The organism is Jejuibacter sp. L23 (assembly GCF_050815825.1).
Lineage (GTDB): Bacteria > Pseudomonadota > Gammaproteobacteria > Enterobacterales > Enterobacteriaceae > Jejubacter > Jejubacter calystegiae.
The window spans coordinates 729711-746615 of sequence record NZ_CP138199.1 but is presented as its reverse complement, the minus strand read 5'-3'; the positions used below and the strand labels follow the sequence as shown (position 1 = coordinate 746615).

The following is a 16905-nucleotide window of genomic DNA, read 5'->3' as shown; positions in this document are numbered from 1 at the left end:
ATTAAAAAAACCCGGCGCCACCATGCGCCGGGTTTTTTATACTTTATCCGAAAGGCTCTCACTCTCCCGACGGCAGGTAATGCTCGTAATTACGTCGGGTGGCGATATGGTCAGCGATATGCTTCGCATCGTGCCAGACGCCCCAGATAAAGGTGGAGCCGCGGCGCGACAGCCAGGGGAGTCCAAGGAAATAAATGCCTGACTCGCTGGAAACGCCGCGCTGATGGCGCGGTTTTCCCTGTTCATCAAAGGCATCAACTTCCATCCAGTTGTGATCGGTAGCGTAACCGGTGGCCCAGATAATCGAAGTCACGCCTGAGTGGGCCAGGTCCAGGCTCAGAATCGGATCCGTAACGCATTCGGGATCCGGCAACATTTCCCGCGCTTCGGGCTCTTCCGGCAGGGAGGCGCCGTTACGTTCCACCCAGGCATCCGCGGCATCCAGCAGCCCCAGATAGTTTTCATCGCCGCGGGCGATATTTTCCGCCAGATCGGCGCTGAATGTCGCAACGCCCTGCTCAAAGCTCTGGGTTCTGCCCACAAGCGTAATCCCTTCATTCGCCAGCCGCCGGAAATCGACGGTGCGACCGCCTCTGGCGCCGCTCACGGCTATGGTCACGTGCTCTTTGCCCGGTTCGCTGGAAGAGAGATCCCAAAGCCCCAGAACCCCCAGCCACCAGCAGAAATCACGATTACGGTAAGAGCGCGGCGGCCGATCGTGAGGGCCAACCGACAGATACACCTCACGCCCGGCGCGTCGCAGTTCGTCGGCGATCTGAACGCCGGAAGAACCGGCTCCCACCACCAGTACCGCCCCTTCCGGAAGCTGCTGCGGGTTACGATAGTGCGCCGAATGGATCTGATGCAGTTCCGGCTCACGGGGAGCAATCGCCGGAATCACCGGGCGCTGGAACGGACCAGTAGCGGCCACCACGTGCAGTGCTTCTATCGTCCCTTGCGTAGTTTCAACGGTAAAACCCGGGCGCCCCTGGTTGCGGCGTAGCCGTTTTACCTCCACGCCAGTGCGGATCGGCGCATTAAACTGCTGCGCATAAGCAACGAAATAATCAGCGATCTGCTCTTTGGCCACAAAACCATCAGGATCGCCGGCAAATTCCATACCGGGAAAGCGATCGTGCCAGGCGGGCCCGTTCGCCACCATCGAGTCCCAGCGCGCGCTGCGCCACGCTTCGGCAATACGGTTTTTTTCCAGCACCAGGTGCGGTATGTCCAGGCGGGTCAGGTGCTCGCTCATCGCCACACCGGCCTGCCCCGCGCCCACCACTAATGTGTCGATTTTGATTGTTTCTGGCGTCATCTCTGTGTCCTGAGTCATGGGGAATGATCCAAGACTATGGAGCCGCCGTGGGACGGTAAAATAGTATTAAGCTGGTCACTGACCATAAATTAACAATTCAGCCACACTCACGTTACCAATACCCTTTGAGTGGGCATGCCCCCATCAGCGAACAGCAATAACCCAACGCGCTGCCCCTCGGCTTTTCCATCACAAATTTATATTGCTGACAGTAACTTAACCTGTGTTCTCAGAGGAATAAGCAGATATAGTTTTTTTCTAACCCCTGAGAACAAACTTACTAATTTACCCACCGCCACAACAGTGCGCATTATCAATTCGATAACAAAAAGCCGCCATCATGATGCGGCACCAGCACGACTTCACCTGTTTCTTTGTCGCTTTGGAGTTTGCTATGTCCGACACACAAACATCGCCACCGCTCGTTGAAAAACACACTATCGGCTATATTCCACCGGAAGATCGCCACGGAAAAGTCAGGGATCTGTTTACGCTCTGGTTCGGCGGCAATATCGCGCCGCTGCCTATCGTGACCGGCGCCCTCGGTATCCAGCTATTTCATCTGAATCTGCTATGGGGCATCGTTGCTATCCTGGTCGGCCAGTTGATCGGCGGCGTACTGATGGCGCTCCATTCCGCACAGGGGCCCCAGATGGGGATCCCGCAGATGATTCAGAGCCGCGCCCAGTTCGGATCGCTGGGATCGCTACTGGTCGTGGTTATCGCCGGGATCATGTACATCGGCTTCTTCGCCTCCAACATCGTGCTGGCGGGCCAGTCGCTGCACGGGATCGCCGACAGCGTCCCCCTTCCGGTCGGCATTGTACTCGGCGCCGTAGGCTCTGGCGCGATCGGCATTATCGGTTACCGTTTTATCCACGTTCTCAACCGTATCGGCACCTGGGTGCTGGGGATTGGGATCCTTGTCGGCTTCGGCTATATCCTCACCCATATCCACACCGGGGACTTCCTGACCCGCGGCAGTTTTAACCTCTCCGGCTGGCTGGCGACGGTTTCACTGGCGGCACTGTGGCAAATTGCCTTCGCCCCTTATGTTTCCGACTACTCCCGCTATCTGCCGGAAAAGGTCTCGGTTTCCTCTACTTTTTGGGCTACCTGGCTGGGATCGACCCTGGGCTCCAGCCTGGCGTTTATTTTCGGCGCCATGGCGGTACTGGCGACGCCGCCGGGGCTGGAAACCATGGAAGCGGTGAAACTTGCCACCGGCGCGATTGGCCCGCTGATGCTGATCCTGTTCCTGCTGAGCGTTATCAGCCATAACGCCCTTAACCTGTATGGCGCGGTGCTCTCTATCATCACCCTGGTGCAGACCTTCGTCTGGCGCTGGATCCCCGGACACCGCAGTCGTACCTGGATCTCCATCATCGTGTTGCTCGGCTGCTGTATTGCCGCGATCGGCGCCTCCGCCGACTTTATCAGCCACTTTGTCGATCTGGTGCTGGCGCTGCTGGTAGTACTGGTTCCCTGGACCGCCATTAACCTGATCGACTTCTATGCTATCCACAAGGGCAACTACGATATTCAGTCGATCTTCCGGGTCGATGGCGGCATCTACGGTCGCTATAACCCTCAGGCGCTGCTGGCCTACGCCATTGGGATTCTGGTGCAGATCCCCTTTATGAATACGCCGCTCTACGTCGGCCCCATCTCGCGTTACATCAACGGCGCCGATCTTTCATGGCTGATTGGTCTGCTGGTGACCTCGCCGCTCTATTACTGGCTGGCCACCCGTGACACTGCGTATCGCCGCCGTCAGAGCGGCCTGCAACATCCCATAAGCTGAACAAACCCCGGCGCCTGAACGGGCGCCGCACAGGAAACAAGCACAGAGGAGTCAAACATGAGCTCACCTACCCATACCCGTATCCGCATGTTTAATACCAAAAGCACCTACCCCAACCAGACCCTGGACAACGATCTGTGTCAGGCGGTACGCGCCGGTAATACCGTCTACGTGCGCGGCCAGGTCGGCACCGATTTCGAAGGCAATCTGGTGGGACTGGGCGACCCTCAGGCCCAGGCGGAGCAGGCGATGAAAAACGTGAAACAACTGCTGGAAGAGGCGGGCAGCGAGCTTTCGCACATTGTGAAGACCACCACCTATATTACCGATCCGCGCTTTCGCGAGCCGGTCTACCGCGAAGTGGGCAAATGGCTGAAAGGGGTGTTCCCCATCTCTACAGGTCTGGTGGTCGCCGGTCTCGCTCAGCCCGAATGGCTGATGGAGATAGACGTTATCGCCGTGATCCCGGATAACCAGTAACAGGAGGCTCTATGACATTTTCGATTGCGGCACGCTGCCCGGAAACCGGGCAACTGGGCATCGCCGTCAGCTCATCCAGCATCGCCGTTGGCGCACGTTGCCCCTGGGCGCGGTCCGGCGTGGGAGCCGTTTCGAGCCAGAACATCACCCTGCCCCAACTCGGCCCGGACATTCTTGATGCCCTGGCTCAGGGAGCAACGCCCCAGCAGGCCCTGAAGCAGGTGCTGGCGGGGCGGGACTTCAGCGAATACCGACAAATTACGGTTATCGACAGCCGCGGCGAAACGGCGGTCTTTAGCGGCGCCCGCTCGCTCGGCACCTGGCATGAAGCCCAGGGGCGCGGCTGCGTGGCGGCAGGGAATATGCTGGCCGATACGGCGGTGATCGATACCCTGGTAAGCGCCTTCGGGCAGAGTCGCGGCCCGCTTGCTGGCCGACTGGTGGCCGCGCTCCAGGCCGCACTGGACAAAGGCGGCGAGGCTGGCCCGGTACACTCTGCGGCCCTGAAGGTGGTGGGCGGCGGCTACGGCTGGCCCATCGTCGATCTGCGGGTAGACTGGGCCGACAGCGATCCTATCGGACAACTGGCCGGGCTATGGGACGCGTACGCCCCCCAGATGCAGGACTATATTACCCGCGCCATCGATCCCCGACAGGCCCCAGGCTACGGAGTGCCGGGCGATGAATGACAGGGTGCGGGAGATACTGGCGCGCCTGCTGAGTTTCGACACCACCAGCCGCGAATCGAACCTGGCGCTGATCCACGCTATCCGCGACTATCTGGCGGAGCACGGCGTGGACAGCGAACTGTTCCACAACGACGACGGCAGCAAGGCTAACCTGTACGCCACCCTGGGTCCGCCGGGCGGCGGTGGGGTGATCCTCTCCGGCCATACCGATGTGGTACCGGTGGATGGCCAGCAGTGGAGCCTTCCCCCCTTCGCCCTGACCCAGCGGGATGGTCGCTACTACGGCCGGGGCAGCGCCGATATGAAGGGTTTTCTTGCCTGCGTGCTGGCAGCAGTTCCGGATTTTGTCGCTCAACCGCTGCGCCTGCCGCTGCACCTGGCCTTTTCCTACGACGAAGAGGTGGGCTGCCTGGGGGTACGCAGCCTGGTGGCCCATATTCAGGCAAGCAGCAACAAACCCGCGCTGTGCATCATCGGCGAACCCACCCGAATGCAGCCAGTATTCGGCCATAAGGGCAAACTGGCGATGCGCTGCCAGGTACAGGGGCACCCCTGCCATTCGGCCTATACGCCCCAGGGAGTCAATGCTATCGCTTACGCCTCGAAGCTTATCGGTAAACTCCAGGATCTCGGCGACTGTCTCAGCCAGCATCGGGACTCGCGCTTCGATCCCCCGTACAGCACCCTGCAGGTGGGTACCATCAGCGGCGGCAGCGCCCTGAATATCGTGCCGGAGCACTGTAGCTTCGACCTCGAGATTCGCCATCTGCCGGATCACGCGCCGGAAACGACCATCGACGCGCTACGCCGCTATGCAGAAAGTGAACTGCTGCCTGCCATGCGCCGTATCGACAGCGCCTGCGATATTCGCTTTCAGCCGCTGAGTCGCTATCCGGGGCTGCTGACCGATCCACAATCGGAATTCGCCCGACTGCTGGCTGGCTGGTGCGGCAGCGACAGCTTTGACACAGTCGCTTTCGGGACCGAAGGCGGGTTGTTTGATGAAGCGGGCGTCGCCACCCTGGTCTGCGGGCCAGGCAGCATGGACCAGGGCCACAAAGCCGATGAGTATGTCGAGATTGAACAACTCGATCGCTGTATGGCGATGCTGGCAAGCCTGAAAGGCTGGATGGCGGCTTAAACCGCCTCTGCCAGCTCCGCTTTGCAGAACTCCACGAACAGCTGCGCCGGTCGGGTTAACCGGCTGCGGCGCAGCCAGGCCGCAGCCAGGCCGGACCCTTCCACCTCATCAGCCAGCTCCACCGCCGCCAGCGCCTGACCGTCGTAGCTGCGTTCGCCGTGCGGGCGAGTCACCAGTACGGCAAACCCGAATCCCTGCCCTACCATGCCGCGCACCATCTCAATAGAAGGTGAGCTAAAAACGATATTGGGAGCGATCCCGGCCCGGGTAAACAGGTTAACGAAGTAGTTACGGCTGGGCTGCACGTCCAACAGGATCATCGGCTCATCCGCCAGATCCGCCAGCGAGATACAGGGTTGACTGGCGAAACGATGACTGGCGGGCAGCAGGATGTATGGGCGGCTCGGCGCCACCAGCGGATCAACGCTGATGCTGTCATCCAGATCGTGATTAAACAGCAGCGCCAGATCGAAACTGCCGGCGGTCAGCCCCTGCACCAGTTCGTGCTGCTCGCCGTCGCGGATCACGATCTCCACTCCCGGATAACGCGCCTTAAAGCCGCGCAGCAGCTTCGGCAGAATCAGCGGCGCAACGGTTTCAAAGCAGCCGATATCGATCTTGCCGGAGATCATATCGTTATCCGCCAGCGCATCCTGTTCGAATTCATGCGCCATCCTGAGTAGCCGCTGGGCCTTATGGTGGAAGCGCGCTCCGGAAGGCGTCAGGGAAACGCCCTGGGCGTGATGGCGAATGAACAGCTGCACGCCGAAGCTATCTTCCAGGTTTTTAATCGCCGTCGAGATCGAAGGCTGAGCGATATAGAGTTTTCGCGATGCTTCTGCCACGCTGCCGCTTTCCACGGTGGCGACAAAATATTTCAACTGGCGCAGGGTATAGTTCGCCATTGGGGCTCCTTAATGCAGGTGTTATGTGTCACCCGGTCCCTCAGGCGTGTTTTAAGATAGTGTAATCAGCGGCCGCGCCCGAACAAAGCGTTCGGGATCGCGAAATGGAGATTTTGCCACCGGCTTCCAGCATAAAGAAAAACCGGTCGTCGGGCTGCTGCTATCAGGTTCAGATAAGAAAAGGCTATGACCAAAAAGTAAGGAAGCCGCCCCACTGGGAGCGGCTACCGGGCTTACTTGCCTGAAGTGTTGATAATCACCGAAAGTGAGTTGTTAGAAATATTCCAACCCCCATTTCCGGATGACAGCAGCGCTCCAGATACAACGAGAACAATACAGAAGTACCGTTTCATTGTGCGGTCCTTGCACAAAACCGCTTCACGGCACGACCACCGGAGATATTACCGTGAATACAAGCACTGGGTTGTGCCTGCATTGACGGCCATTGGACATCCTTTTCTGAAATCCGGTGCCCGCTTGCTTAGGGCGGCGAAAAGGCCCGCCGACATTTTTATACAGCCTCTTGACTCATTCCATCTATTTGTACAAAATATGCGCACTGGGTTGTGCCTGCATTACGTTGGTTATCAACGCCCTGCTGGAAAGGCCGCTTACCTGACCGGCACAAAAAAACCGCCTTTAACTGGCGGTTTTTTTGTGCCGGTTTTTGCCGTCTATAGCCTGCCGTAAACCTGACGACCGCGATGGAAGGTGGCGGTGACCGGCGAGATACGCGCCACCGCTTCGGCGGAGCAACTGGCATCCACCAGCATAAAATCCGCATTCTGCTGAAGCACAGGCCACTGACGCTTACCGTCGTCACTGAGCGGCAGCGTATCGCCAGTACCCAACGCCAGCGCCCGGCTCAGGGAAAATTCATCCGGTCCGCCATAAATCTGGGCATAAAGGTTAGCCTTCTCCAGCATGCTGCCGGTGCCGTAAGGCTGCCAGTGATCGGTCACGCTGTCGGTACCGCTCATCACCCTCACCCCCGCCGCTTTAAGCTCCGGCAGCGGCATAATCAGACGGCCAATGGGCACGGTACTGGCGACGCTAAACCCCTGCGTCGCAAGCTCCGCCGCCATTTCATGAAGTTCTTCGCCCTGTAGTGTGCCCAGCGCAAAGGCATGACTCAGAGTCACCTTCCCTTTCAGAGCCGGATTCTCACGCACGGTGCGCAACATATAGCGAATAGCCGCCACGCCGGAGGGGGCTGTTTCATGCAAATGGATATCGACCCCGGCCTGATAGTCCAGAGCGATGGCAAACATGGCATCCAGCGATTTTTCCATGGCGCCGTCGACCACGGTCGGATCCAGTCCGCCCACATAATGTGCCCCCATCTGCATCGCTTCACGCATCAGTTTTTCAGAATGCGAATGCAACAGACCGTGCTGTGGAAAGGCCACAATCTCGCACTCAAAATCCGCCTGATGTTTCCGTAGCGCGGTCTGCAAATGCTCCAGACTCTTCAGGCCGCTAACCGGATCGATATTACAGTGGCTACGGGCAAAAGTGCTGCCCTTCGACTGCAACAGCGCAATCAGCTTTTCCGCCCGCTCGACGGATCGCGGTAACAACTGCGGGATCAAACGCTGCTCGCGCTCGATCATCTCCAGCACGCTTTTACGCGGGCGCGGCGCCTGCCAGGGATCGCCATAAAAGGTTTTATCCAGATGAATATGCATATCCCGGGTGGCGGGCAACATCAGCGCACCGCGGGCATCCGGCCCCGTCGCTCCCGGGCTGGCGCCTGCAGGATGTAGCGCGACAATTTTACCGCCGTCGATATCAATGTCGTACAACCCGGTTTGGGTGGCCACGACAACCTCTCCCTCTTTGTCAAACCCCTCTTCCAGCCGCACATTATGCAGGCGGTAACGGGCAGGTAATGGCGACTTCGCCGCTTCGCCTTGCTGCGGCTGAGCGCCAGAGGCCGCACCGCTCATTCCTGCTGCCAGTAGCGTTCCCGCGGCCGTAAGCTTTGCCCCGGTACAAAGAAAGTCGCGGCGACTGCCGCAAATGGAAGAGGTCATCAGAGGTCTCCTGTCGGTGATTTTCCCTATACTGGCCGACAAGAACTGGCCGCGCAGCGATATTTACCACTGCTGGCCAGTGGCAAACCGAATAGTGGTTTAGCTCAGGCCACAAAACGTGATTAACGCCCTGGCCAGCGCCTGCTGTAGCGGCGATGCCCCTTCCCGGCAGAACAGGGCCAGTTCAAAATTATCGATGGTCGGCAACCCTTCAGTGGCTCCCAGCATCCGGTGCTGTGCCTGACGACAAGTGGCGGGCAGCAAAGTGACGCCTAAACCCGCGGCACTGGCGGCAATCAGCGCCTGCAGGCTGGCGCTGCAGTAACTGATGCGCCAGCTCAGCCCCAGTTCATTCAGGGCCTGGCAGAGCTCTTCGCGATACAGCCCTTCCTGCGGAAAAACCACCAGCGGCACCGGCGTAAGCTCAAACGCCGGACGTTGCAGACTGTCGAGCCACAGCAGCGGTTCCGGACGCGCCGCCAGCGGCTTTTCCCCCCTGGGCTGCTTGATAAGCATGATATCCAGCTCTTCGCGCTGCCAGGCACGGCGCAGTTCCACATTCATCCCACTGATAATATCAAGCCGCAAATGGGGATGCTGACGGCTGAACTCCGCCAGCAGCGGCGTAGTGGGCGCCGCATAATCCTCCGGCACGCCCAGGCGCACCACGCCATCGCGCCACTGTTCGCTCAGAATGTCATGGGCTTCGCCGTTCAGAGCGATAATCCGCCGCGCGTAACCCAGCAGCTTTTCCCCTTCTTCCGTCAGCCGCACTTCATGGGAGGATCGCAACAGCAACGCCTTACCCAGAGAGGCTTCAAGCCGCCGCACCTGCTGGCTGACCGTGGACTGCGACAGACAGACCCGCTCGGCGGCGCGGGTAAAGCTGGCGGTTTCGCACACCGCCACAAAGCTCACCAGTTGTTGTGCGTTAAACATCGGGTAACGATTCATTTTTCCACTACCGGGGATGTTGAAATTGGGTTTTATGATAGTAACCGATGGGGGGAAAGGGGCAATCTTTTCAGGTTTTGTCCTGAAAGGTTTATCTTACTGTTCGCACGGCAACTGCCTGCTGCGCAAACAACTAAACCTGGCTTAGGTTATTACATGTCGTTCACTCGCTACCTGTCTCCATTGCGGCATATTTACAAACCATCAGAACACGATTTTGCAACATACAGGATAAATTAGGTAACATAAGCGGTCTAATCTAAGGAAGTAAGGGCTGTCAGATGTATTCTCATAACAGGGATAAAGACCAATTCGAAGATAAGGCCAGAGAACTGGATAAGCTATCACAGGCACTTTCAGCAAAACATATCCTGTACGGCGCATCTGATCTCTATTTTGAAGCCCAGCGATTTATCGCACGAATAAAACGCGATATCGAATCGAACTGTCTGACTTACCATTGAGGGATTGAGCTCATCATCGAGCAGATAGACCATCTTCATGAACAAGATGTACTACTTACCTTCGAAAGAGCAAAAATTTACATCGTTGTTGAAAAAAAAAAGGCAATCAGCCGCTGACAGAACATCAACAACCACTATTGCCTTAAAACAAATTGGATTTGTTGCAGGCGGAGCCCAATCTTTTGCCGGAGCCAGCCTGTGTGTTGGCTCAGCAGACTTTGTATATGGAGGTGTTGATATTTTGCTGTCTGGATATGGAGCGACGAGAAAAAAACTCACACCAAGAGAAAAATCATGGAGTCTGTTTCAAAATATCAGAACCGACTACATCCGTGGTTGGCAGGAGGCATCTAAAACATCTCTGGCATTAGATTTCACCAGTAGTAGTATTACCGGATGGCAAATGTACCAATTAGCAAAAAAGAATAAACCGTCTAAAGAGAACCAATTATGAAACAAGGTTTTGATGTTTTTCAGTATCCTCCTCTCTGGCCCGCAGTGCTTTACTTCGCTATATCTATCGTGATTTTCATATTGCTATGCTTTGGAAAGGCCAGAGTAAACAAAGCCCACAAATATCCATTATTTATTTTTTACACTCTTTTCGTTATTGCCATAGCAGCAATTCAAATCAATATTTTTGCCAACGGATACGATTTTGTAAAAGGTTTTTTACATATAGACTTTGATCCATATCGATATGATTCAGTCTACTGGGGGTCATTATGTTTCTCACTGCTTTATTTATTTGCGATGCCCAAAAATAAATTTTAATACATATTTATTCAGCCGACTGACAAGCATGGATGCTTTCCTTCCCAAAAAACCTGTCTGTCTCCCAACACACTCAGTAGCGGTCACTATCCATTTTCCCACTACTCACCATGCTGAGATTTAATTTCCAGATAGCCAACGCCAGGCGCATAGTGACACGCCTGTCGGAATACCTGAGTTTTGCGGAGTTTTAGTGAAGAGAGAATCCACGCTGTTAACGCTGCTGGCGCTGGTAACAGCGGGCCTGACCATGCGTCCGCTGCTTACCTCCGTCAGCACCCTGCTACCGCGTCTGCAGAGTTCTATGGGCGTTGGTAACGCCACGGCGTCGCTGCTGGCGGCGGCGCCAATGGTGATGATGGGCGCCATCGCCTGCCTTGCCGGAGGCCTGCTGCAACGCCACTCCACCCGCAGGATACTGATCGCCGGCCTGGCCCTGCTGCTGACAGGCACCGCGCTGCGTCAATGGGTGGGCTCCGGAACCACGCTGCTGCTCACCGCCGCGCTGGGTGGTCTTGGGATTGGGCTGGTCCAGATGGCGATGCCTGGCGCTATCCGCCAGCGCTTTCCTTCCCGCAGCGCCGCGGTGACCGGCCTGTGGTCTGGCGCGCTGATGGGCGGTGGCGGTCTGGGGGCGGCGCTAACCCCCTGGTTAGCGGAACGGTTAAATACCTCCCTCGCCCTTTCCGGCTGGAGCGCGCTGGTGCTACTGGCGCTGTTGCTGTGGCTGGCGGTACGGCTGATGGAGCCCGCTCGTACAGAATCACAGCAGCCCCGAATGCGTACCGCGCTACACCGTTTTCCTCGCGCCTGGTCGCTGGCGCTCAGTTTTGGGCTGGTTAATGGCACCTACGCTTCTCTGATTGCCTGGCTACCGGACAGCTTTATGCGTTATGGCTGGCCTGCCCAGGCCAGCGGCGCGCTACTGGCGCTGATGATTGGCGCTCAGGTCTGCGGCGCCCTTATTCTGCCGCTACTGGGCCGCGGTCAGGACAGACGCGGGCTGATTCTGATGTGCCTGGTGCTTCAGGGCGTGGGGCTGAGCGGTTTCCTGTTCCTGCCGCTGACCACCCCCTGGCTGTGGGCGATCGCCGCCGGTGTAGGGCTGGGGGGCGCCTTTCCGCTGGCGCTGGTACTGGCGCTGGACCATCTGGCGCGTCCGGTTCACGCAGCACGTCTGGTAGCTTTCGTCCAGGGCGTGGGCTTCATTATCGCGGGTATTATGCCGTTTATTGCCGGTCAGTTGCGTGCCCTGACCGGATCCCTGCATAGCGCGTGGGCGCTACACCTGGCGATTATCTGCGGGCTGATGCTGCTTAACCTGCGCTTTCACCCCCGCAGCTATCACCGGGCATTCCCGGCCCTTGCCGATGATGCCGCGACTACGGATAATTCCTGCTCTGGCCAAACACAGGAGTCCTTATGCCAACAGAAAACGCGCTGATCGCCCACCGTAGCGTGGTGGAATTACATCAGTGGATCGAAGCGGTATTTCGCGGAGCCCCCGATAGCGTCGCCGTGCGGGAGCGGCTGATGGGCAGTTTTCACCGTGATTTCATTATGGTCACCACCGGTGGCCAGACCGTAGGGTTACCTGAGGTAGAAGCGCTGTTTCAGCGCCTGGCCGGAGCGCGCCCGGCGCTAAACATTGAAATTGACGCCTGCGAAACTCTGGCGCATGAAAAGAGTCAGGTCGTCTGCCGCTACCGGGAAACCCACCATGATGGCGATAGCGTTCAGGCGCGCTGGTCGGTGGCGATGATTGAAGTGATTGACCAACAGCCGTACTGGCGCTTCCTGCAGGAAACGGCGATTCCGGCATAATTCAGACTCGGCCTGGTCAAAATGACTAACGCAGCGCTGGCACTCTGTCACTACCAGGCTAAAATAAGAAATCATGGTTTAAAACAGATAGTTGTATCTATACAGGAGGTACTATGGGTTTCTGGAGAATTGTTTTTACCATCATCCTTCCGCCGCTGGGCGTACTGCTGGGCAAAGGTCTCGGCTGGGCTTTTCTGCTTAATATCGTCCTCACCCTGCTGGGCTATATTCCGGGCCTGATTCACGCCTTCTGGGTACAGACCCGCGACTGATTTTACTGCGCCAGCCCCGAAGGGCTGGATTTGAATTAAATGCCGGTACCCAGGGGTACCGGCGGCAGGGAATTAGTGCGGATACTCCAGGCGTTCCGGGTGACGGCGCAGAATAACCTTACCATTGCGTACGGAGATTCTGGCTTTCGCCTGACGGCGCAGCACTTCATAATCGTTTTCCGCATCCAGAATCACCAGATTAGCCGGGCGGCCGGGTTCAATGCCGTAGCGCTCCCCCAGGTTCATCGCCCTGGCGCTGTTGTCGGTCACGAAGTCCAGGCTGCGCTGAAGATCCTCATAGCCCATCATCTGACAGATGTGCATACCCGCGTCCAGCACCCGCAGGATGTTGCCATTGCCCAGCGGATACCAGGGATCCTTAATGGAATCCTGACCAAAGCAGACGTTCATTCCGGCTCTGTCCAGCTCCGCCACCCGGGTAACGCCGCGGCGTTTCGGCCAGGTATCGAAACGACCCTGTAAATGGATGCTTTCGGTCGGACAGGAGACAAAGCTAATCCCGGAGCGTTTCAGCAGGCGGAACAGTTTGGAGCAGTAGGCGTTATCATAAGACCCCATCGCGACGGTATGGCTGGCGGTCACTCGCGCCCCCATATCGCGTACCCGCGCCTCTTCAGCCAGCACTTCCAGAAAGCGCGACTGCGGATCGTCAGTTTCGTCGCAGTGTACATCCACCAGGCAGCCGGTCCGTTCGGCCAGATCCATCAGGAACTTCACGGAGCTGACGCCCTGATCGCGGGTATTCTCAAAATGCGGGATCCCGCCAACCACGTCGGCCCCCATCTCTACCGCCTGCTCCATCAGCGCCCGGCCATTGGGGAAGGATTCGATCCCTTCCTGAGGAAAAGCGACGATCTGCAGATCGATAAGATCCCGCGCCTCTTCTTTGACTTCCAGCATCGCTTTCAACGCGGCAAGGCTCGGGTCGGTGACATCCACATGGGTGCGCACGTGCTGAATGCCGTGATCGCGCAGCCAACCGATAGTGGAATGGGCCCGGCTTTTGGTGTCGTCATGGGTAATGGTCGCCTTGCGCTGGCCCCAGCGCTCGATGCCTTCAAACAGGGTGCCGCTCATATTCCATTCCGGCTCCCCGGCGGTCAGGGTGGCGTCCAGATGGATATGGGGCTCCACCAGCGGCGGGATCACCAGCCCGCCTTCGGCATCCAGTTCCCCATTCTGCGGTGCGCACGGTTCAGACTGTGGGGTAACGCTGGCGATGAGATCGCCATCCAGAACGATGCTGTACCAGCCTTCACGACGGCGTAAGCGGGCGTTGATAATCTTCATCAGGACTCCTGTAGATTGGTCTGGGACATACGCCAGATCAGCAGCGCCACGGCGGCATCCAGCCGAAACTGCGGATCGTCCAGCGTATGGCCGGATTGTTGTTCAATACGCTGCAAGCGCTGGTGCAGCGTGTTGCGGTGGATGGAAAGTCGTTCAGCGGCGCGCAGCGCGTTGCCGTTTTCCTGAATCAGCGCCTCCAGAGTTTCCACCAGAAGGTAAGGGGAACGGCGTGCGGGTTCGATGAGCCGCCCCAGTGTATCGCGGGCAAAATCAGCCAGCAAAGCGCGATCGCCCACGGCGCTGAGCAGTTTGATCACCCCCAACTGATCGTAATCGCACAGGCGCTGACGCGGTGCCAGACCGGCCGCCACATCCAGTGCTCTACGGGCTTCCGCCAGCGCATTCGACCAGTGGCTCAGGTCAGAGACTGCAGACGACGCGCCGCACAACAGCGCCAGCGGCTCGCGCGAGTCTTCCGCGCCTTCCTGCAACCATTGCTGTAGCCGCTGCTTATGGCGCGACAGCCCCGGCTCCGGGAGCAGCATAATAAACATCTGTCCGGTAACCAGCAGCGGAAAAGGGTTGTCCAGTTGGCCCAACAACACCTGTAACCGCTGGCTGGCGAGCTGACGCGCCTGTTGCAGATGCGCCTCTGCCGCTTCGCCGGGCAGATCGCGAAACAGCGCGACGGCGCCGGTCAGCCGGAAAGCCACCACCCGCAACGGCAGCGACAGGTCAAGATTCTGGCTGCGAGCGCGCTGGCGAATAATCTCCACGTCCGGATAGTCCCCGGTCAGCAGCTGCAACAGCATATCGCGGCGCGAACGTTCCAGCTGATCGCGCCGTACCAGGGCGGTGGCGATAAGCTCAGTGACAATCACCATTTTTAGCTGATAGGGCTGCTCGATCAGCGCAATATTCAGGGTATTCGCCAGCGCAATGGCCGCCGGAGGAATCGCACGAATAAAATCCGGCCCGGTCAGCACCACCATACCGGCAATGCCACGCTCTCGCCCTTCGCGTAGCAGCTGCAGCAGATTGGTCTCATCCCGCGGATGGTTAATGCCGGTGACAAAGACCAGTTCGCCCCCCATCACCCAATCGGCAATGCCTTCGTTTTCCGCCACGTAGTACCAGCGTACCGGCGCATGCAGCGAGTGCTCCCCTGCCCTGAGACGCATCGCCCCCAGCCCTTCCAGCGCCAGGATATCGCCAATCGTCATGCTCATCTTACTGCCTCTGGGTCGCGGCAACCGAACGGCGCGCCAGCCCGGTCAACAGGATATAGCTCAGCGCCGCCACGCCAATGCCCACCAGTGGAGCAACCCAGGGCGAAAAGCAGGCGCACAGCGCCCCCAGACCGTAGGCGGTCAGCCCGGCCCAGTTGTAACGCGGCAGCTGTGCACTCTGCACAGATGGATAACGACCACGACGATGGAACCAGTAGTCAGCGATAATCACGCCGCCCACCGGAGGAATAATACTGCCGAGTAGTACCAGGAAAGGAATCAGCATCTCATACATGCCGCCGATGGCCAGAATAATACCGATACCGGCACTGAGCAGCGTCAGGGTACGACGGCGTTCGCTGCGCAACAGATGGCAGGCGGCGGCAGAGACGTTATAAATCGTCGGCCCCTGGATGGTCCACAGGTTCAGGCACAGCATAATCACTGCAGCGATGGAGAGCCCCTGTAGCATCATCACGGCAACGATATCCGACTGCTGATACACCACGGCGCACCAGGCGCCCGCCACCACCATCAGACCATTGCCGATCAAGAAACTGATCAGACTGGCGCCAATGGCCGGGCCGCTGCCGCGCGCCATGCGGGTCCAGTTGGTAGCCTGGGTGGCTCCGCTGGCAAAAGTGCCAAACACCATGGTGATGGCCGCAGACCAGCCCATGCTCTGGCTCGGTGCAATGGTGGTCATCCCCTGCCAGCCGCCGGCGTGACGGGTGGCGATCCACATCGACACCACCAGCAGCACAAACATCAGGGGAACCGACACCCGGGACAGCATATCCAGGCCTTTAAAGCCCACCAGTGCCGTGATGCAGAAGCCCAGACCAAACAGCACCATCAACGGAATCGTCAACCATTCCGGCAGCGCCAGCAGGCGAACCAGCGAAATCGCTACCGTGGCGGTACCCCACGCATACCAGCCCAGCTCTGCAAACCCGAGCAGAAAATCAGAAAGTCGACTGCCTGCCTCGCCAAAGCAAAAACGCCCCATCAGCACCGTATTCAGGCCGCTGCGTGCGGCAATCCAGCCCAGCGCCGCCGCATAGATCGCCAGCAGCGAATTGCCGATCGTCGCAATCCACAGCATCTCGACGATGGGGAATGCCACTCCCAACTTGCCGCCAGCAAACATCGTGCCGGTGAAAAAGGTAAAACTGAACAGCACCATTGAGATGGAAAACAGCCCTCGACGCCCACTGTCCGGCGCCTCGCTCAGGGGAAATTCGTTACTGGCTGACATAAGGCGATTCCTCTGCAATTAACCCATAATAAACGGACTGTTATTAGCAAGAAATGTGCCAGTGAAAACAGGGCGCAGAGGATAGCTATAAGTGTGCAGATTGCACATTTATAGCCTGTAAACAAAGCAATAAGCACCTTAATGGTGCGCGCAAATCTTTTTTTGCACCATTAAGGTGCAAAGCGGCGATTCTGGTTTAGCTCATCTTCTGAGATACCGGTAATTTTCATGACGGTCACGTCATCCATATTATTCTGTAGCATGGTGTGAGCGATTTCCCTGTCGCTTCCTGTTCCTCCCGACAGACGGCCCTGTTTACCGCCCTATTTGCTCCAACTTCTGTGCAATTGTCATAAATTCCTCCTTGTATTGTGGTAACCGATGCGCCAGTTCCTGGCCCTCTTCGATAAAGGATCCCGACGTCAGCTGCAAGGTACCCAGATCGT

The 16905-nt window shown here is 57.9% G+C and carries 16 protein-coding genes; 9 read left to right on the top strand and 7 right to left on the bottom strand.

Going from position 1 to position 16905, the window contains the following annotated elements:
* Positions 1 to 58: 58 nt before the first annotated feature.
* Positions 59 to 1318, bottom strand: coding sequence for an NAD(P)-binding domain-containing protein (locus tag SCU88_RS03450; protein ID WP_175340380.1), 1260 nt, complete (start codon positions 1316 to 1318; stop codon positions 59 to 61).
* Between the two features lie 394 nt (positions 1319 to 1712).
* Between SCU88_RS03450 and SCU88_RS03445 the strand changes: the two genes are divergently transcribed.
* The 4 genes from SCU88_RS03445 to argE are packed head-to-tail and all read left to right on the top strand — an operon-like array spanning position 1713 to position 5432.
* A complete protein-coding gene (locus tag SCU88_RS03445) occupies positions 1713 to 3122 on the top strand; it encodes a purine-cytosine permease family protein (RefSeq protein ID WP_138095630.1) in 1410 nt (469 codons plus the stop codon).
* Positions 3123 to 3179: 57 nt separating this feature from the next.
* Complete coding sequence (locus SCU88_RS03440; protein ID WP_138095629.1) at positions 3180 to 3602, top strand: RidA family protein; 423 nt, start codon at positions 3180 to 3182, stop codon at positions 3600 to 3602.
* Positions 3603 to 3613: 11 nt separating this feature from the next.
* Positions 3614 to 4291 (top strand): DUF1028 domain-containing protein, encoded by a 678-nt coding sequence (locus SCU88_RS03435; protein ID WP_175340381.1) that lies wholly within the window; start codon positions 3614 to 3616, stop codon positions 4289 to 4291.
* Entirely contained in the window at positions 4284 to 5432 is a 1149-nt protein-coding gene (gene argE / locus SCU88_RS03430) for an acetylornithine deacetylase (RefSeq protein ID WP_175340382.1), read from the top strand. The genes SCU88_RS03435 and argE overlap by 8 nt, the downstream gene beginning before the upstream one ends.
* Here the strand turns inward: argE and SCU88_RS03425 are convergent.
* From SCU88_RS03425 to SCU88_RS03415, 3 genes are all read right to left on the bottom strand, one after another.
* Positions 5429 to 6337, bottom strand: a complete 909-nt coding sequence (locus SCU88_RS03425) for a LysR substrate-binding domain-containing protein (protein WP_138095626.1) — start codon at positions 6335 to 6337, stop codon at positions 5429 to 5431. The two genes, argE and SCU88_RS03425, sit on opposite strands and share 4 nt — an antisense overlap.
* Positions 6338 to 7011: 674 nt before the next feature.
* Positions 7012 to 8373 carry an amidohydrolase gene (locus SCU88_RS03420; protein ID WP_175340383.1) on the bottom strand — a complete coding sequence of 454 codons (1362 nt, stop codon included), beginning with the start codon at positions 8371 to 8373 and terminating at the stop codon, positions 7012 to 7014.
* Between the two features lie 99 nt (positions 8374 to 8472).
* Positions 8473 to 9327, bottom strand: coding sequence for a LysR substrate-binding domain-containing protein (locus tag SCU88_RS03415; protein WP_175340384.1), 855 nt, complete (start codon positions 9325 to 9327; stop codon positions 8473 to 8475).
* Between the two features lie 510 nt (positions 9328 to 9837).
* Between SCU88_RS03415 and SCU88_RS03410 the strand changes: the two genes are divergently transcribed.
* The 5 genes from SCU88_RS03410 to SCU88_RS03390 all read left to right on the top strand — a co-directional run bounded on the left by SCU88_RS03410 (position 9838) and on the right by SCU88_RS03390 (position 12661).
* On the top strand, positions 9838 to 10245 hold the full coding sequence (locus SCU88_RS03410) for a DUF4225 domain-containing protein (protein WP_431810083.1): 408 nt from the start codon (positions 9838 to 9840) through the stop codon (positions 10243 to 10245).
* Positions 10242 to 10565 (top strand): hypothetical protein, encoded by a 324-nt coding sequence (locus SCU88_RS03405; RefSeq protein ID WP_175340385.1) that lies wholly within the window; start codon positions 10242 to 10244, stop codon positions 10563 to 10565. The genes SCU88_RS03410 and SCU88_RS03405 overlap by 4 nt, the downstream gene beginning before the upstream one ends.
* Before the next feature lie 193 nt (positions 10566 to 10758).
* A complete protein-coding gene (locus tag SCU88_RS03400; protein ID WP_175340386.1) occupies positions 10759 to 12009 on the top strand; it encodes a cyanate transporter in 1251 nt (416 codons plus the stop codon).
* Positions 11988 to 12389 carry a hypothetical protein gene (locus tag SCU88_RS03395; protein ID WP_175340387.1) on the top strand — a complete coding sequence of 134 codons (402 nt, stop codon included), beginning with the start codon at positions 11988 to 11990 and terminating at the stop codon, positions 12387 to 12389. The genes SCU88_RS03400 and SCU88_RS03395 overlap by 22 nt, the downstream gene beginning before the upstream one ends.
* Before the next feature lie 113 nt (positions 12390 to 12502).
* Positions 12503 to 12661, top strand: a complete 159-nt coding sequence (locus SCU88_RS03390; protein WP_138095620.1) for a YqaE/Pmp3 family membrane protein — start codon at positions 12503 to 12505, stop codon at positions 12659 to 12661.
* Between the two features lie 72 nt (positions 12662 to 12733).
* On the opposite strand, the gene codA is transcribed toward SCU88_RS03390, so the two are convergent.
* Genes codA through codB form a run of 3 tightly spaced genes read right to left on the bottom strand, consistent with a single transcriptional unit; the run spans position 12734 to position 16459 of the window.
* Positions 12734 to 13972 (bottom strand): cytosine deaminase, encoded by a 1239-nt coding sequence (gene codA / locus SCU88_RS03385; RefSeq protein WP_138095619.1) that lies wholly within the window; start codon positions 13970 to 13972, stop codon positions 12734 to 12736.
* Positions 13972 to 15201 (bottom strand): PucR family transcriptional regulator ligand-binding domain-containing protein, encoded by a 1230-nt coding sequence (locus SCU88_RS03380; RefSeq protein WP_175340388.1) that lies wholly within the window; start codon positions 15199 to 15201, stop codon positions 13972 to 13974. The genes codA and SCU88_RS03380 overlap by 1 nt, the downstream gene beginning before the upstream one ends.
* Before the next feature lies 1 nt (position 15202).
* Positions 15203 to 16459 carry a cytosine permease gene (codB, locus tag SCU88_RS03375; RefSeq protein WP_175340389.1) on the bottom strand — a complete coding sequence of 419 codons (1257 nt, stop codon included), beginning with the start codon at positions 16457 to 16459 and terminating at the stop codon, positions 15203 to 15205.
* Positions 16460 to 16905 lie beyond the last annotated feature (446 nt).

Coding starts and splice junctions, on each gene's coding strand:
- SCU88_RS03450 (WP_175340380.1), bottom strand. CDS start 1,318: ATGACGCCAGAAACAATCAAAATCGACACATTAGTGGTGGGCGCGGGG.
- SCU88_RS03390 (WP_138095620.1), top strand. CDS start 12,503: ATGGGTTTCTGGAGAATTGTTTTTACCATCATCCTTCCGCCGCTGGGC.
- SCU88_RS03410 (WP_431810083.1), top strand. CDS start 9,838: ATGTACTACTTACCTTCGAAAGAGCAAAAATTTACATCGTTGTTGAAA.
- SCU88_RS03445 (WP_138095630.1), top strand. CDS start 1,713: ATGTCCGACACACAAACATCGCCACCGCTCGTTGAAAAACACACTATC.
- SCU88_RS03405 (WP_175340385.1), top strand. CDS start 10,242: ATGAAACAAGGTTTTGATGTTTTTCAGTATCCTCCTCTCTGGCCCGCA.
- SCU88_RS03425 (WP_138095626.1), bottom strand. CDS start 6,337: ATGGCGAACTATACCCTGCGCCAGTTGAAATATTTTGTCGCCACCGTG.
- SCU88_RS03440 (WP_138095629.1), top strand. CDS start 3,180: ATGAGCTCACCTACCCATACCCGTATCCGCATGTTTAATACCAAAAGC.
- SCU88_RS03380 (WP_175340388.1), bottom strand. CDS start 15,201: ATGAGCATGACGATTGGCGATATCCTGGCGCTGGAAGGGCTGGGGGCG.
- codA (WP_138095619.1), bottom strand. CDS start 13,972: ATGAAGATTATCAACGCCCGCTTACGCCGTCGTGAAGGCTGGTACAGC.
- argE (WP_175340382.1), top strand. CDS start 4,284: ATGAATGACAGGGTGCGGGAGATACTGGCGCGCCTGCTGAGTTTCGAC.
- SCU88_RS03420 (WP_175340383.1), bottom strand. CDS start 8,373: ATGACCTCTTCCATTTGCGGCAGTCGCCGCGACTTTCTTTGTACCGGG.
- codB (WP_175340389.1), bottom strand. CDS start 16,459: ATGTCAGCCAGTAACGAATTTCCCCTGAGCGAGGCGCCGGACAGTGGG.
- SCU88_RS03415 (WP_175340384.1), bottom strand. CDS start 9,327: ATGAATCGTTACCCGATGTTTAACGCACAACAACTGGTGAGCTTTGTG.
- SCU88_RS03435 (WP_175340381.1), top strand. CDS start 3,614: ATGACATTTTCGATTGCGGCACGCTGCCCGGAAACCGGGCAACTGGGC.
- SCU88_RS03395 (WP_175340387.1), top strand. CDS start 11,988: ATGCCAACAGAAAACGCGCTGATCGCCCACCGTAGCGTGGTGGAATTA.